Source organism: Candidatus Eisenbacteria bacterium (genome assembly GCA_020847735.1).
GTDB lineage: Bacteria > Eisenbacteria > RBG-16-71-46 > RBG-16-71-46 > RBG-16-71-46 > CAIXRL01.
Map to the genome: position 1 here is coordinate 31,653 of JADLBL010000003.1, position 14,059 is coordinate 45,711.

General features: G+C 70.9%; 13 protein-coding genes, 3 tRNA genes and 1 other RNA gene. All 17 read left to right on the forward strand.

The annotated features are described in order from the left end of the window. Window positions 1–54: 54 nt before the first annotated feature. The 17 genes from IT347_01815 (at window position 55) to IT347_01895 (ending at window position 14,047) form a co-directional block, all read left to right on the forward strand. Window positions 55–1,497, forward strand: a complete 1,443-nt coding sequence (locus tag IT347_01815; GenBank protein MCC6348313.1) for a ThiF family adenylyltransferase — start codon at window positions 55–57, stop codon at window positions 1,495–1,497. Further along, a complete protein-coding gene (locus IT347_01820) occupies window positions 1,497–1,874 on the forward strand; it encodes a hypothetical protein (protein MCC6348314.1) in 378 nt (125 codons plus the stop codon). Before IT347_01815 ends, IT347_01820 begins: the two co-directional genes overlap by 1 nt. Continuing rightward, window positions 1,871–3,388, forward strand: coding sequence for a hypothetical protein (locus IT347_01825; GenBank protein MCC6348315.1), 1,518 nt, complete (start codon window positions 1,871–1,873; stop codon window positions 3,386–3,388). Before IT347_01820 ends, IT347_01825 begins: the two co-directional genes overlap by 4 nt. Window positions 3,389–3,791: 403 nt before the next feature. Beyond that, window positions 3,792–4,481 carry a replication-relaxation family protein gene (locus tag IT347_01830; GenBank protein ID MCC6348316.1) on the forward strand — a complete coding sequence of 230 codons (690 nt, stop codon included), beginning with the start codon at window positions 3,792–3,794 and terminating at the stop codon, window positions 4,479–4,481. 92 nt (window positions 4,482–4,573) lie between these two features. Continuing rightward, window positions 4,574–4,888 (forward strand): hypothetical protein, encoded by a 315-nt coding sequence (locus IT347_01835; GenBank protein ID MCC6348317.1) that lies wholly within the window; start codon window positions 4,574–4,576, stop codon window positions 4,886–4,888. Between the two features lie 142 nt (window positions 4,889–5,030). Further along, window positions 5,031–5,315: a helix-turn-helix domain-containing protein gene (locus tag IT347_01840; protein MCC6348318.1), complete on the forward strand. Its 285-nt coding sequence runs from the start codon at window positions 5,031–5,033 to the stop codon at window positions 5,313–5,315. 22 nt (window positions 5,316–5,337) lie between these two features. Beyond that, window positions 5,338–6,327 carry a site-specific integrase gene (locus tag IT347_01845; protein MCC6348319.1) on the forward strand — a complete coding sequence of 330 codons (990 nt, stop codon included), beginning with the start codon at window positions 5,338–5,340 and terminating at the stop codon, window positions 6,325–6,327. Beyond that, window positions 6,312–6,403, forward strand: a tRNA-Ser gene (locus tag IT347_01850). The genes IT347_01845 and IT347_01850 overlap by 16 nt, the downstream gene beginning before the upstream one ends. Window positions 6,404–6,829: 426 nt before the next feature. Beyond that, window positions 6,830–7,360 carry a sigma-70 family RNA polymerase sigma factor gene (locus tag IT347_01855; GenBank protein ID MCC6348320.1) on the forward strand — a complete coding sequence of 177 codons (531 nt, stop codon included), beginning with the start codon at window positions 6,830–6,832 and terminating at the stop codon, window positions 7,358–7,360. After that, window positions 7,357–10,023: a serine/threonine protein kinase gene (locus IT347_01860; GenBank protein ID MCC6348321.1), complete on the forward strand. Its 2,667-nt coding sequence runs from the start codon at window positions 7,357–7,359 to the stop codon at window positions 10,021–10,023. The genes IT347_01855 and IT347_01860 overlap by 4 nt, the downstream gene beginning before the upstream one ends. 56 nt (window positions 10,024–10,079) lie before the next feature. Then, window positions 10,080–10,715: a methyltransferase domain-containing protein gene (locus tag IT347_01865; GenBank protein ID MCC6348322.1), complete on the forward strand. Its 636-nt coding sequence runs from the start codon at window positions 10,080–10,082 to the stop codon at window positions 10,713–10,715. 235 nt (window positions 10,716–10,950) lie between these two features. Further along, window positions 10,951–11,041: transfer RNA gene (locus IT347_01870), tRNA-Ser, on the forward strand. A 122-nt stretch (window positions 11,042–11,163) separates the two neighbouring features. Beyond that, window positions 11,164–11,535: a transcriptional repressor gene (locus IT347_01875; protein ID MCC6348323.1), complete on the forward strand. Its 372-nt coding sequence runs from the start codon at window positions 11,164–11,166 to the stop codon at window positions 11,533–11,535. 91 nt (window positions 11,536–11,626) lie between these two features. Beyond that, a tRNA-Ala gene (locus tag IT347_01880) sits at window positions 11,627–11,702 on the forward strand. An 11-nt stretch (window positions 11,703–11,713) separates the two neighbouring features. Next, window positions 11,714–11,812, forward strand: an RNA gene (gene ffs, locus IT347_01885) — signal recognition particle sRNA small type. 10 nt (window positions 11,813–11,822) lie between these two features. Further along, window positions 11,823–13,742, forward strand: a complete 1,920-nt coding sequence (dnaX, locus tag IT347_01890; protein ID MCC6348324.1) for a DNA polymerase III subunit gamma/tau — start codon at window positions 11,823–11,825, stop codon at window positions 13,740–13,742. Further along, entirely contained in the window at window positions 13,739–14,047 is a 309-nt protein-coding gene (locus tag IT347_01895) for a YbaB/EbfC family nucleoid-associated protein (protein MCC6348325.1), read from the forward strand. Before dnaX ends, IT347_01895 begins: the two co-directional genes overlap by 4 nt. Window positions 14,048–14,059: the final 12 nt, after the last annotated feature.

Here is a 14,059-nt window from a genome sequence, read left to right on the forward strand (position 1 = left end):
GCGAGGATGCGACGGAGCGATGGACCGGGCAACCCCTCGCGAGAGCCCCTACGTGTGACTGCGGCGGTCCATCGCCAGATCATCGGTGCCATCGGCGGCAAGACGCCCGAGAACGGGATGCTCCTGGGCGGAGATCCAGTCGACGGTGTCGTCCGGCACGTGGTGTTCGACGACGGCGCCGTGCGCTCCGGCAGCACCTACTCGCCCGACCACGTTCGATTGAATTCTCTGCTGTCGGACTGGTGGCGGCCCTCCGGCATCCGCCTGCTCGGCTTCGTGCACTCGCACCCGGGGCAGTTCGCGCGTCCATCGGGTGGTGACCTGCACTACGCCAAGGCCATCCTCAAGGCGAACCCGCACCTCGATCGGCTCCTCATGCCGATCGTGACCGTCACGCCCGAGCCGATGATTCACCCGTTCGTGGTGCGCCGAACGGCCGAGGGCGTAACGGCGGCGCCAGCGACGCTCGAGGTCCTCGACGAGGTGCTCCTGACGGCCGGCGAGAAGTCGCCGAACGTTCCCGCGGTCGAGTTGCCCGTCCTGCCTCCGCGGCGCATTCGCGAGGAGACGTTTCAGCGCGTCGTGTGCGCCTACGACCTGGCGCATCTGCGGCACTGCCGCGTCGTCGTGGTCGGCGTGGGCGGCGCGGCCGGCTTTGCCGAGGATCTCGTCCGGGCCGGCGTGCATGACCTCGTCCTCATCGATCCCGACACCGTCTCGACCTCGAACCTCGCCACGCAGCAGGTGTATCGACGCGACCTCGGCCGTTCGAAGGTCGAGGCCATCGCCGACCGGCTGCGCGACATCAACCCCGCCGTCGAGGTGCGCGCCCTGCAGGCGGACTTCACCAGCCTCACCGAGTCCGAGGTCGAGAGCCTGCTCGGGCTCGACCTCGCCCGGCCGCCGATCCGCACGCTGCTGTGCGGCTGCACGGACGACTTCTTCGCGCAGGCGCGAGTGAACCGCGTTGGGCTGCAGCACGGCGTACCGACCCTCTGCGGCCAACTGTACGCCGAAGGCCGCGGAGCCGAGCTGACGTTCACCTACCCGGCTGTCACCCCGGCTTGCCATCGCTGCATCCTCCGCTCGCGCTACGAGGCCTACCTCGAGCACCGATACGCCAATGCCGTCACGTCTGACGGGACGCCGATTTCGTCCACGACCCGATTGAATGCCGCAAAGCTCGCGGTCGCGATGGGGCTGCTCCACCACGGCACCACGCACGCGCGCTGGGGGCGTCTGCTCGAACGCATCGGTAACCGCAACCTCGTCCAACTCCGCCTCGACCCCGATCTCGAGCTGCCCGTGTTCGATCAAGTTCTCGTCGGCGACCGCGAGCGGGTGTTCAGCGACGAAGCCGTCTGGCTGCCGCAGGAACCCGAGGGACCGGCAGTGGGCCGCCCCGCGTGCCCGGACTGCGGCGGGACCGGGGATCTGCGGCAAGCGATCGGGACAATTGCCGACACCCGTCTGCTTCCGCCGCGGAAGACGGTGTGATGGCTCGCGAAGTCGACTGGTTCGGGTTCCTCGTGTCCGTCTTCGTGAAGGGGGTCTTCGCGATGCTCATCATCCACTGGGTTCTTGCACAAGTCCTCTTGATCTGGACCTCGGCCGATCGCTCGCTGCGCCCGATGTCGCTCGCCGCAGACCTGCTGGGTGGGGTCGTCCTGATCTGCCTGCTGGTTGGTCTGGCGGCTCGTGCACGAGCAGCGTTCGAGGGCCGTGATCGCGGGCTCGTCCGTGAACGACGCGCGGAGCGGCGGCTCGTCCGTCACAGCGTTCGACGTTCGGCCGACGACGTCCCGTTGGACGATGCACCGCAGTCGGCGGACTCCGATCCGATCCTGCACCACGACGAGGGGGCCGACGAATGAGCCTTCTTCTCGACTTAAGGCGCATCCTCCATCCTGCCGATCCGCGCGACGCTCGTCGTTTCGAGCGGATCGCGCGCCAAGATGCCAGTCCCTACTTCGCTGCACGCCGGGAGTTCGAGAGCCGATTTCGGTGCGCCCGCGCATCGGACCGCATTGTATTTGGCCGCGGACCCACGGTCGGTGGCGAGTACAACTGGTTCGGCCTGCCGTTTCGCGATCTCGGCCACGTGTGGATTCATGGAGCAACTGGATCCGGCAAGAGCTTTGCGGCGCTCAGTCTGATCCTCTCGCTCCTGCGCCGGAGCCGTGCGCGGATCTTCCTCTTCGACTTCAAGCCCGAGATCGCCGATCTCGTCTTGCTCGCCGTTCAGGCGCTCGTGGCTCGGAGCGAGACGTGGCTGCTCGATGACGTCCAGCTGCTCGATCCCTTCGGCCCGACGCCGCTGCCGCTTCGCGTGACCGTGCCCGAGCCCGGGGTGCCGCGAAGCGTCCAGGCCCTGGCCCTCGCTTCGAGCCTCGAGGAGACGGTGGCCAGCGAGCTGGGCGTGCGGATGCTGCGGACCTTCGTGTGGCTTGTGAGCCTGGCCATCGAGTGCGGTTATCCGCTGACGGCCCTGGCGCGGTGGCTGCGTACACCGGGCGTCTTCCAGGAGCTGGCGCTACGTTCCACCGATCCGGAGCTTCGCGAGTATGCCGCCTCCAGCTTCGGGCGCGAGCAGCGGGCGTCGCTGGAAGCGATTGCCGCGCGCCTCGACTTGTTGGTGTTCCTGCCGCAACTGCGCGCGGCGCTCGAGCACCCGGGGTGCATCGATCTGGCCGCGCTCTTCCGTCGGCCCGGGCTCACTCTCGTGCGTCTGGGCGGCGCGCCGGCCGGAGCGGAGGCGGCCGAGCGGTTGATCGCTTCGCTGCTCATGGGCCTGTGGACGCGCGCCGTGCTCTCCCGCGAGATCACCGAGGGCTCATTGCCGGTGGTCGGAGTGTTCGACGAAGGCCAGCTGGCGGTCCGGGCCCGCGACGTCGAGCACTTCTCGCGGTTCGCGACGTTGGCTAGGTCCAAGCGCGGGACGCTGGTCTTCCTCAACCAGCAGATCTCGCAGCTCGACCACGGCTTCGCCCGGGTGCTGCGGACGAACGCCAACCTGGAGATGGCCTTCCGCTCGAGCGCCGAGGACGCGGCCTCCCTGGCCTCCGTCCTGCCGCTGGCGGTGGGAGAGGGCGCCGAGGCGGCGGATCGTCGCGAACTCGTCCGTACCCTCAGCCATCTGCCGAACCGCACGTTCGCGCTCTGGGCCAAGAGCCTCGGGCATGCGGCGCTCCTTCGCTCCCCGCGCATCGATCTGGATGGCATGCGACGTGACGCGGGCCGTATTCCCGAGAGCGCCGCGCAGGCGCTTCTTGTGGGGACGGTCCCGGTTCGGCAGTTCACCCCGCCGTCGAGTCCATTCCGTGCTCCTGAAGAAGAGGCCGAGGTTGAAGCGCCCGGACCCGACGATGGCTTCCCGAGCCTTGGATAGGAGCGGAGTGTGCGTGAAGTACGGGAATTGGCGCGATTCGTCGTCGGAGTCGTCCGCGCGCTCGTTTGGCTGGTGGCCACTATCTGGCTGGGCGGCCGGGCGATCTGGCGTGGCGCGGACCTGCTCCGTCGCTGGCGCCTCGTCCACAGCGATCGGCTCAGCTGTCCCCGCGGCCATGAGGTCGTGCTGCTTGGCACGTGGCGCTGCGGCTGCGGCGCCGCCTTCGACGGCTACGTCTTCGCCAAGTGCCCGATCTGCCACCGTACCGCCGGCTGGGTGCCATGCACGCGATGCCAGCTGCCTTTGAGGAACCCGGCCCTTGACTAACCAGCACCAAAGAGCGCCGCGCGGGGTGCGCCGAGGCCGGACTCGCCTGGAACTGACGAGACGCGACCGGGCGATCTTGGGAGCGGTCAGCAGGTTCAGGCTGTGCCGGAGCAGCGACCTGGCGCGGCTCTTCTTCGGCGCGGCCAGCCGGACGCGAGTGGCCCAGCGGCTTCGGAGCCTGTTCGGGGCGGGCTATCTCGACGTGCGGGTCGAACACCTGGCGGAGGAGAACCTCCACTCGCTTGGCGAGCTGGGTCGGGCTTGGGCGCGAGCACAGGGGCTGACGATCGGCCGCGTGCCGAGCGGCCGGATCGGCCACCACCTCGACGTCGTGCGCGCGTGGAGCACACTGGCTGCCGTCCTCGGGCCCCACAACCAGATCCGGCTCGCGCGCGTCCGGCCGGACTGGGAGTTGCGGGAGGCAGGCGGTCACCTCGTCGTGCCGGATCTGCTCGTGGAGCTCTCGGCGGCGGGGAAGCGATTGGTCGTGGCGGTCGAGGTCGATCGCGGAACCGAGCGGACACGCGCCTGGCAGGACAAGCTCGCGCGCTACAGCGCCGTCCACGCCGACCGCGAGGCCCTGCTCGTGGTGATCGCCGCCCCGTCGGTCGTCCCGGCGCTCGAGCGGCTGGCCAAGCGTGCCTGGCTTGGCCGCGTGCTGGTCGTGGCCGAGGCCGACTGGCCGGAGCTGTTCATCCGCCGCGCTGAGGCCCTTCTCACGGACCCTTCTTGCAGCAAGAAGGGGGAGGAGGCGGCAAGTGCTTGAGATCACGAATCCCCCGCGCTGCTTGGGCGCGGGCAATTGCAGAGAAGAACACGGGCCGGGAGCGTTGGCTCATGAACTAACCAACGGATCCCATGAAACGACAACTCCTCGGAGGGCTCGGCTGGCTCCTCGCACTGCCGGTGGTCGGCGCAGTGCGACTCGTCTGGTCCATTCTTCGGCTGCTCGCGGCACAGCGCCCGCAGACGATCCTCATGCTCGTCGGCGTCGGTCTCGTGCTGAGCTTCTCGAATCCGCTAACCGACCAGCTGGCGCTGGCAGGACTCTGGCCTCCGGAGCCAGGGGTACTGCTACGCGTGGGCTGGGCGGTGGCGGCCGGGGTGCTCTTCCACGGACTGCGCTCGCCGGGCCTGAATCGACTGCGCCGCCGGCTGCTTCAGCTGGAATGACCGGCGGTCGCAAAGCGTACGGCCGTTCGGCTGGCAGGAACGCCAGTCTGGTTCCGACGACCGAGTGCCGTCCGTGGATCGCTCCGGAGGGGACGATCGCGGGTTGGCGCCTCCCGGCCGTGACAACCATTGCAGGTCTCGAATGAGCGGGATCCCGTCTCGCATCCGAGCGTCGCACGCCGAGCTGCTCGACCTCGGCCCGGCTGGGTCTGTGGAAGCGCCTCAGCTAGCGCCGCAGCGCCCCAGCATCGTCGACGAGTCGCACCTGCTGACGCTCGGCGATGTGGCCGAGTACCTGCGCGTCAGCCCGCGGACGGTGCGCCGGCTCATGCGCCGCGGCTTGCCTTGTATCCGGTTCGGGCGCTCGGTTAGGTTCGAGCCCAAGGCGGTTTCTCGCTGGCTCGAAGCGCGTCAAGAAGGAGGCTGACGTGCCACCGAGACCGAGGAACTTGGTCAGGAAGCCGGGGAAGCCGGGCTGGTACTTCCGCCGCAAAGTCGGCGGGCGAACGTTCTGGCGATCCCTCGGCATGGACTACGAGGAGGCGTGCCGCAGACTTCGTCGATACAGAGACCGCGAGACGGTTCGGCGACCGGACCTCACGGTCAAGAGAGCAGCCGAAGATTGGCTCGAGGCGTACGTGGCTACCGCTCGTCGGCCGGAAGATCGGCCGCTGGCGGCTCAGCGCGTGCGTGACTACCTGGTCCCGGCCATCGGGCACCTGCTCGTCGTTCGGATCACGGGCGACGATCTCCGACGCTACCGGCTCCGGTTGGAGCGGGGGCACTTGTCGCGACAGTCCGTGCGGCACGTGCTAGCCGACTGCCGGTGCTTGTTCCGCTGGTGCGTGGACTCGGGACTGCTGGACCAGTCCCCGGTCCCGCGGAAGTTCCTGCCGCGGATCCAGGAGCGGCCACCCGATCGGTTGTCGGAGGAGCAGCTGCAGTTGGCCTGCAGTCTGCCGGACCCGTGGGGCTTCTTCTGCCGGCTCGGTGCCGGGACGGGTCTGCGTTGGGGCGAGCTCCACCGACTCCAGTCTTCGGACCTGCAGCACGGGCTGCTGGTCATCCATCAGACCAAGAGCGGCAAGGTCCGGCGGGTGCCAGTCCCGAGAAGCCTGCAGCTGGAGATCCGCGGTCGGGTGGGCCGGCTCGTGGCGTTCAAACACGCGCAGAGCATCAGCGACTACGTGCGTGCCGCCGGCGTCGAGGGCTTCCACGTCCACCAACTGCGGCACACGTTCGCGTGCCGGTGGCTGGAACGCGGAGGATCGCTGGCCGCGCTGCAGCAGATTCTCGGGCATGCGTCGATCGTCACGACGCAGCGCTACGCCAGTATCTCGACGGACATGATCCAGCGTGAGGCTGAGCGTCTTGAAACCGAAGGGGTTCCCCTCGGGGTACCCCGGAACTACGAAGACACTGAGGAGTCAACAGGTTAGGCGGAAATTTGGGCAGGGCTCGAAAACCGTTAAGGGCGCAAGCCCTTCGAGGGTTCGAATCCCTCCCTCTCCGCCAGCCGGCGGCGCCACGGGCGCTGCGAGCTCGCCGAACGGACCCGCTCTCGCGGGTCCGTTCGTTTTATCGGAGCGGTCCCCCGAACCGCGCCCGATCGAGCCTGCGGCACACCGCTCCCTGGGCCGGGCCGAGGCCACGGCGTCGCGAGCGGCCGGAAAGGGGAGGCCGGGACCCGGGAAGGAGCCTGTCCGGGGCCGGCCAGCCCGGGTTCGAGGCCCATCCCGCCGGCTTCGGGTGTTCATTTCCGACATCCCGGGTGTTAGCCTTCTTGGTCTTGAACGCCGCTGATGGAGCGGCCGGACGGCCGGTGGACTCACCCCCCCGTTGCGCAATGCGCAGGAATCCGCCCGGATCCGTCCCGAGATCCCGCCGAGGAGGGGCTCGAACCCCTGTCCCGAGGCGGGTGAGCGACCACCTGGAGGCTCGATGCCGCACTCGCGCGAGGACCTGGACGCGCTTTTCAGCCAGGCGTACGAAGAGCTGCGGCGCCTGGCCTCGGCGGTCCGGCGGGGCGATCCGAGCGCGACGCTCAATCCGACCGCGCTGGTGCACGAGGCCTGGCTGCGCATGGCACGTGACCCGGACATCCCGGTCACCTCGGAGCTGCACTTCAAGCGCATCGCGGCGCGCGCGATGCGCCGGGTCCTGATCGAGGCGGCGCGGGCGCGCAAGGCGGCCAAGCGCGGCGGCGGCGCGGCGCTGGCGACGTTCGACGAGTCGCTCCACGGGCACGACTGCGTGCCCGACGAGGTGCTGGCGCTGGACCGGGCGCTGGATTCGCTGGCGAAGCTGAACCCGCGGCAGGCCACGATGGTCGAGAGCCGCTTCTTCGGCGGGCTCGACGTCCGCGAGACGGCCGAACTGCTGCAGGTGTCCGAGACCACGGTCGAGCGCGACTGGCGCGCGGCCCGCGCCTGGCTCGCGGTCGAGCTGGGCGCCGGCGGCAGCCCGGCATGACGGGCGGGCCGGGCGCCGAGGCGTGGGAGCGCGTCCAGGCGCTCTTCCACGCGGCACTCGAGCGGCCGGCCGGCGAGCGGGACCTCTTCCTTCGCGGGGCGTGCGGGAGCGACACGGCGCTGCTCGCCCGCGTGCGCGCGATGCTGGCGGCCGACGAGTCGGGCGGCGACCTGCTGGGCGGTGGCCTCGCGGCGGCGGCCGGGCGCGTGCTCGCCGGCGAAGCCGGCTCCGCGCTGCCGCGCGCGTTCGGGCCCTATCGGGTGGTGGGCGTGCTCGGCGAAGGCGGCATGGGCGTCGTCTACCGCGCTCACCGCGCGGACCTCGAGAGCGACGTGGCGGTCAAGGTGCTGCGCGACGCGACGCTTTCTCCGGCGCGGCGCGAGCGATTCGCGTTCGAACGCCGCGCGCTCGCGCAATTGAACCATCCCGCCATCGCGCACCTCTACGACGCGGGCACGCTCGACGACGGCACGCCGTGGTTCGCGATGGAACTGGTGGAAGGGCTGCCGATCACGGATCACTGCCGGGTGAACGCGCTCTCGCTGCGGGACCGCCTGCGGCTGTTTCGCGACGCGTGCGAGGCCGTCCAGCACGCGCACGCGCACGCGATCCTGCACCGCGACCTCAAGCCGTCGAACATCTTCGTCACGCCCGATGGGCGCGTGAAGCTGCTCGACTTCGGCATCGCCAAGCCGCTCGAGGCGTTGTCCGACCCGGCCGCGCGGACACGCACGGGACTGCGCCTGATGACGCCGGCCTACTCGGCGCCCGAGCAGGTGCGCGGCGTCGCGCTCGGCGTGCACACGGACGTCTACTCGCTGGGCGTGGTGCTCTACGAGCTGCTCGCGGGGCGGCTGCCTTTCGATCTCGAGGGCCGAACGCCGTCGGAGGCGGCCGGGATCCTGACCGGGCAGTCGCCGCGGCGGCCGTCGGCGTTCGCGACCGGCGAGCAGCCGCCGGTGCGCGGCACGAGCCGCTCGGCGTGGAGCGATCTCGACGTGCTGTGCCTGACCGCCATGCACCCGGACCCGGCGCGGCGCTACCCGACCGTGGACGCGCTGCTGCGCGAGGTGGACCGCTTCCTGGCGGGCGAGGCGCTCGAGGCGCGGGGCGACTCGTTCGGATATCGCACGGGCAAGTTCGTGCGCCGCCACGCGGCGGCCGTCGGCGCGACGGCGCTCGCGCTCGCGGTGCTCGTCACCGTGGTGACGTTCTACACGCTGCGGCTCGCGGACGCGCGCGACGCGGCGCGCGCGGAAACGGTGCGCACGCAGCGCATCCAGGGCTTCATGACCCGCCTGTTCGAGGGCTACGACCCCGAGGCCGGCGTCTCGGACACGCTGCGCGTGGTCACGCTGCTCGATCACGGCATGCGCGAAGCGGACCAGCTCGCCGCCGAACCGGGGGTGCGCGCCGAGCTCGAGCGCACGCTGGCGGGCGCCTACCAGGGCCTCGGCCGGCTGGACCGCGCCGACACGCTGCTCACGCACGCGCTCGCGAGCTCGGAGCGGCTTCCCAGGCGGGACGACGAGGGCGTGATCCGCACCCTCGAAGCGCTCGCGATTCTGCGCGCGGAACAGTCGCGGTGGGCGGACGCGAAGCGCCTCGCGCAGCGCGCGCTCGAAATGGCGCGCGGGCTGCCGGCTCCGAACCGGGCGCTGGCGCAGGCCACGGGCACGCTCGGGCGCGTGCTCTCGAACGCCGGCTCCTACGCGGAAGCCGAACCGCTGCTGCTCGAGTCGGTGCGCCTCTACTCGGCGCCGGGCGCCGACGCCGGCGAGCGCGCCAGCACGCTGACCGACCTCGCCAACACCTACTACTATCTCGGGCGGCTGGACGAATCGGACTCGCTCAATCGCATCGTGCTCGCGGCCACGCGCGCGCGGCTCGGAGACCGGCACCCGAGCGTCGCCGACAACCTCATCAACCTCGGCGCGATCGAGGACGAACGGGGCCGCCACGAGCAGGCGGAGGGCTACTACCGGCGGGCGCTCGACATCGTGCGCGGCTGGTACGGCGACGACGGACCTCAGATGGCCTCGCTGCTCACGATGCTGTCGCAGCCGCTGATCGCGATGCAGCGTACCGGCGAAGCGGATTCGCTGCTGCGGCGCGCGCTGGCGATCCGGCGGAGCGTCTTTGGTCCGCGCAGCCCGTACGTGGCCACGACGCTCAACGAGATCGCCGATCTCGCGCTCACGCGCGAGCGCTACGCCGAGGCGGAGTCGAGCTTCAAGCAGGTCGTCACGCTCTATCGCGCGGCCTACGGCCCCCGCCACGGGAGCGTCGGCATCGCGCTCGCGAACCTGGGCAGCGTCTACATGGGCCAGCATCGCGACCGGCTCGCCGAGGACTGCTTCCGCCAGTCGCTCGCGGCGTACGACGGCGTCCTGCCAGCGACGCACACCGACGTCGGCATCTGCCGGATCAAGCTCGGCCGCGTGCTGATGCGTCAGCACCGCTACGCCGAGGCCGAAGCCTCCTCGCGGGCCGGCTACGAGATCCTCCTGCCGCAGAGCGACCCGCAGTCGGGATTCCTGCGCGCGGCCCGCAAGGATCTGGCGGTGGACTACGCCGCGCTGGGCCGCGCCGCCGACGCCGCCCGCTTCCGGCGCGAGCTCGAGGACACCGCCGCGGCGCGCGCGGCCGTCGCGAGCCGGTAGGAGCGGGACCGGTTCCGGCCGGTCCCGCGCGTCCGACGTCTGCTAACCTGCGCCGCATGTCGCACGTGAACCCGAAGGGCCAGCCGCATCCGCTCGGCTTCTGGGACGAGCGCTACGCCGAGACGGCCTATGCCTACGGCAGCGAACCCAATGACTTCGTTCGCGAGGTCGCCGATCGCATCCCGCCCGGGCGCGCGCTGTGTCTGGGCGAGGGCCAGGGCCGCAACGCGGTCTTCCTCGCGCAGCGCGGGCACGAGGTCACGGCGATGGACCAGTCGCGCACCGGCCTGGCGCGCGCCGAAGCGCTCGCGGCCGAGCGCGGCGTGAAGATCGCGACGATCGCGGCCGACCTGGCAGGGTTCGCGATCGATCCGCTCGCGTTCAGCGCCATCGTCTCGATCTTCGTCCATCTGCCGGACGCGCTGCGCCGCCAGGTGCACGCGCGGGTCGCGGGCGGCCTCGTCGCGGGCGGCGTCTTCGTCTTTGAGCAGTACGGCCCGGAGCAGGGCCGGTTCAGGAGCGGCGGACCCGAAGGCCCCGAGCGCCGGCCGGGCCTCGAGACCCTGCGCGCGGAGTTTCCCGGGCTCGAGTTGGAAATCGCGCGCGAGGTGACGCGCGAAGTGATCGAGGGCGTCTACCACACCGGCCTCGCCTCGACGGTCCAGATCCTCGCGCGGCGCCCACGCGCCTGAGCGCGTCGGCGACGCCGCAGGGTCGCGGACGTCTTGAACCACCGCACGCGAGCCGCTACCTTCCCCGCCCAGTCGGCGCAGCGACCTGTTCCTCGGGTGCTCGCGAGGGGGGCGTCCCCGTCACCTCCTCGTGGGTGTATGCCCGCCGCGCCCGCGTTCGCATGCGGCCGTTTCGCGTCCGCAGGCGAATCCGTCCCCGGCGAGCCGTGCGCGGCCAGCCGGGCGCCATCGATGCGGAGAGATGTCCGAGTGGTTGAAGGAGCACGATTGGAAATCGTGTAGGCGCTAATACCGCCTCGAGGGTTCGAATCCCTCTCTCTCCGCCATTTCCAGACGTGGGGGCACCGGCGAACGGAGCGAACGCCGGTGCTGGAGCGGCTTGCACGCCTCCACTCCCGGCTTCCCCGCGTGGGGCCGCGCCGGGACGATCGCTCGGGGGTGCGACGCGATGGAACGAAGCACGGCCCAGCGCAGGGCCATTCTCAAGGTGATCGAAGAGGCGGGCCGGCCGGTGGGCCCGGGCGAGATTTTCGAGGCGGCGCGCGTGCTCGTGCCGGGTCTGGGCATCGCCACCGTGTACCGCGCCATCAAGCAGTTGATCGAGGGCGGGCATCTGGCGCAGGTGGACCTGCCGGGCGAACCGCCGCGCTACGAGGCGGCCGGCAAGGCGCACCACCATCACTTCCGCTGCAGTCTCTGCCGGCGGGTGTTCGAGCTCGACCGCTGCGGCGACAGCTTCCAGCAGTTCGCGCCGAAGGGATTCCACCTCGACGGCCACGAGCTCTACCTGTTCGGCCGGTGCCGGGAGTGCACGGCTTGACCGTGCCTCGCGAATCGCTAGAATGCCGTGCCGCAACGCGCCGCCCCTGCCTTTCGCGGGGCGGAAGTCGTTCCCAAGCACAGATTTGGGTGGGGATGTAGCTCAGTTGGTAGAGCACCTCGTTCGCAACGAGGGGGTCGTCGGTTCGAATCCGATCATCTCCACCACTACCCATGTGGGCCAGGCTCAGCGCAACCCGACCTTGTGAACCCCGTCAGGACCGGAAGGTAGCAGCGGTAAGCAATCCTTCGGGTGTGCCGCTGTCCCCCTGGCCCTAAACTGCGCCCATGGCCCATCGCGCGTTGACCCTCAAGTACCGCCCGCAGGTCTTCGCCGACTTGATCGGCCAGGACCACGTCAGCACGGTGCTCGCGCGGGCGCTCGAATCGGGCCGGGTCGCGCACGCGTTCCTGTTCACCGGCGCGCGCGGCGTGGGCAAGACGACGTCGGCGCGCATCCTCGCCAAGGCGCTGAACTGCGAGAAGCGCGCCGCCGGCGTGCACCCGGGCGCCGACCCGTGCAACGCCTGCACGAGCTGCGTCGAGATCACCTCGGGCGTCTCGCTCGACGTGGTCGAGATCGACGGCGCCTCGAACCGCGGCATTGACGACGTGCAGAGCCTGCGCGAGAAGGTGCGCTTCGCGCCGACGCGCGGGCGCTTCCGCATCGTCATCATTGACGAGGTGCACCAGCTTTCGAAGGACGCCTTCGCGGCGCTGCTCAAGACGCTCGAGGAGCCGCCGGCGCACCTGGTGTTCATCTTCGCGACCACCGATCCGCAGAAGCTGCCGGACACGATCCGCTCGCGCACCCAGCGTTTCGACTTCGCCCGCGTCGCGCTGCGCAAGGTGGCCGACCGGCTGCTCGAAATCCAGCGGCGCGAGGCGGCCGATCCCGAGGGCGTGAAGTTCTCGCTCACCGACGGCGCGGCGCTGCTCATCGCCCACAAGGGCGAGGGCTCGATGCGCGACTCGGTGGGGGCGCTCGATCAGGTGGTTTCGGCCGGCGAGCCCGAAGTCACCGAGGAACTCGTGCGCCGGGTGCTCGGCATCCCGGACCACGAAGGCTTCTTCCGCCTCGGCGAGGCGATCACGAAGGGCGATCCGCGGGCGACGCTGCAGGAGCTGCACCGGGCGTTCGAGAAGGGCATGGACCCGCGCGATCTGGCCGAAGGGCTGGCCGATCACTTCCGCGGCGTGCTGCTGATGAAGGTGGACGGCGAGCACGGCGGCGACCTGCTGGCGGCGAGCCGGGAGGATCTGGACCGCCTGCGCGCGCAGGGCGCGGACTGGAGCGAGACCGACCTGCTGCGCCTGCTGCGCATCGCCGCCGAGTGCCAGTGGCCGATGCGCGATTCGCCGCAGCCGATCGTTCACCTCGAAGCGGCGGTGCTGCAGATGGCGACGCTCGAGCCGGCCGAGTCGCTGGCGACGCTGCTCGCGCGGCTCGAGGCGCTCGAGAAGCGCCTCGGCGGATCCCCGGAGGCGGGTCCCGCGCCGGCGCGCGCGGGAAGCGGCCCGCAGACCCCGTCCGCAACGGGCCCGTCCGGGGCGCGCGGCGTCACGCCGCCGGCGACGCGCCCGCCGGCGCGTGCGGGCGAAGCGGCGCGCGGCGCTTCCGCCCCGCCCGCCGCTGCGCCGCCCGGGGCCCGGAGCGCCGCGCCGCCCGCGGGCCGCGCGCCCGCGCGCGGCAGCGACGCGGAACCCCGCGCGTCCGCCGCCGGCCCGTCGGCGCCCGCGGCAGCCGCGCGCGAACGTTGGTCGCCGCCGGCCGGCCCGGCTTCCGCGCCCGCGGCGCCCGAGGCGATCGCGACGACTTCCGCCCCGGGCGAGGACGCGATCGAGCTCGACGCGCTCACCGAGTCGCGCTGGAAGTTGACGCTCACCGCCGTCAACGGGCGCAAGCGGATGCTCGGCGCGTTCCTCGAGGAGAGCCGGCTCGTCGGACTCGCCGGTGGCTCGCTCGTGCTGGCGATGGACGACCTGCACCGCGCGGTCGTGGACGTCGCCGAGCACCGCGCCATCGTCTGCGAGGAGCTGGCGAACGCCTTCGGCGAGCCGCTGCAGCTGCGCTGCGCGCCGCTCGCGGCGGGGTCCGCGCCGCGCCGGACCACCCTGGCGGACGTGCAACCGAACATTGACCGGGCGATCGCGCGCTTCGACGGCGAGATGATCGACCGCAGCGGGCGAGGAGACCGCTCCGAATGATGAAGAGCTTCGGCGACATGATGAAGCAGGCCCAGAAGGTCCAGAAGCAGATGGGCGAGCTGCAGGAGAAGCTGGGCGAGGAGCGCTACGAGGCCTCGGCGGGCGGCGGAACCGTGCGGGCGGTCGTGGACGGCAAGCAGATCCTGAAGGAGCTCAAGATCAGCCCTGAGACGCTCAAGGACGGCGACGTCACCCTGATCGAGGACCTGGTCATCACCGCCATCGGCGAGGCGCAGCGGACGTCGGCCGAGAAGATGGCCGAGGCGTACGCGAAGCTCACCGGCGGCTTCAAGCTGCCGTTCTAGCGCGCGGCCCCC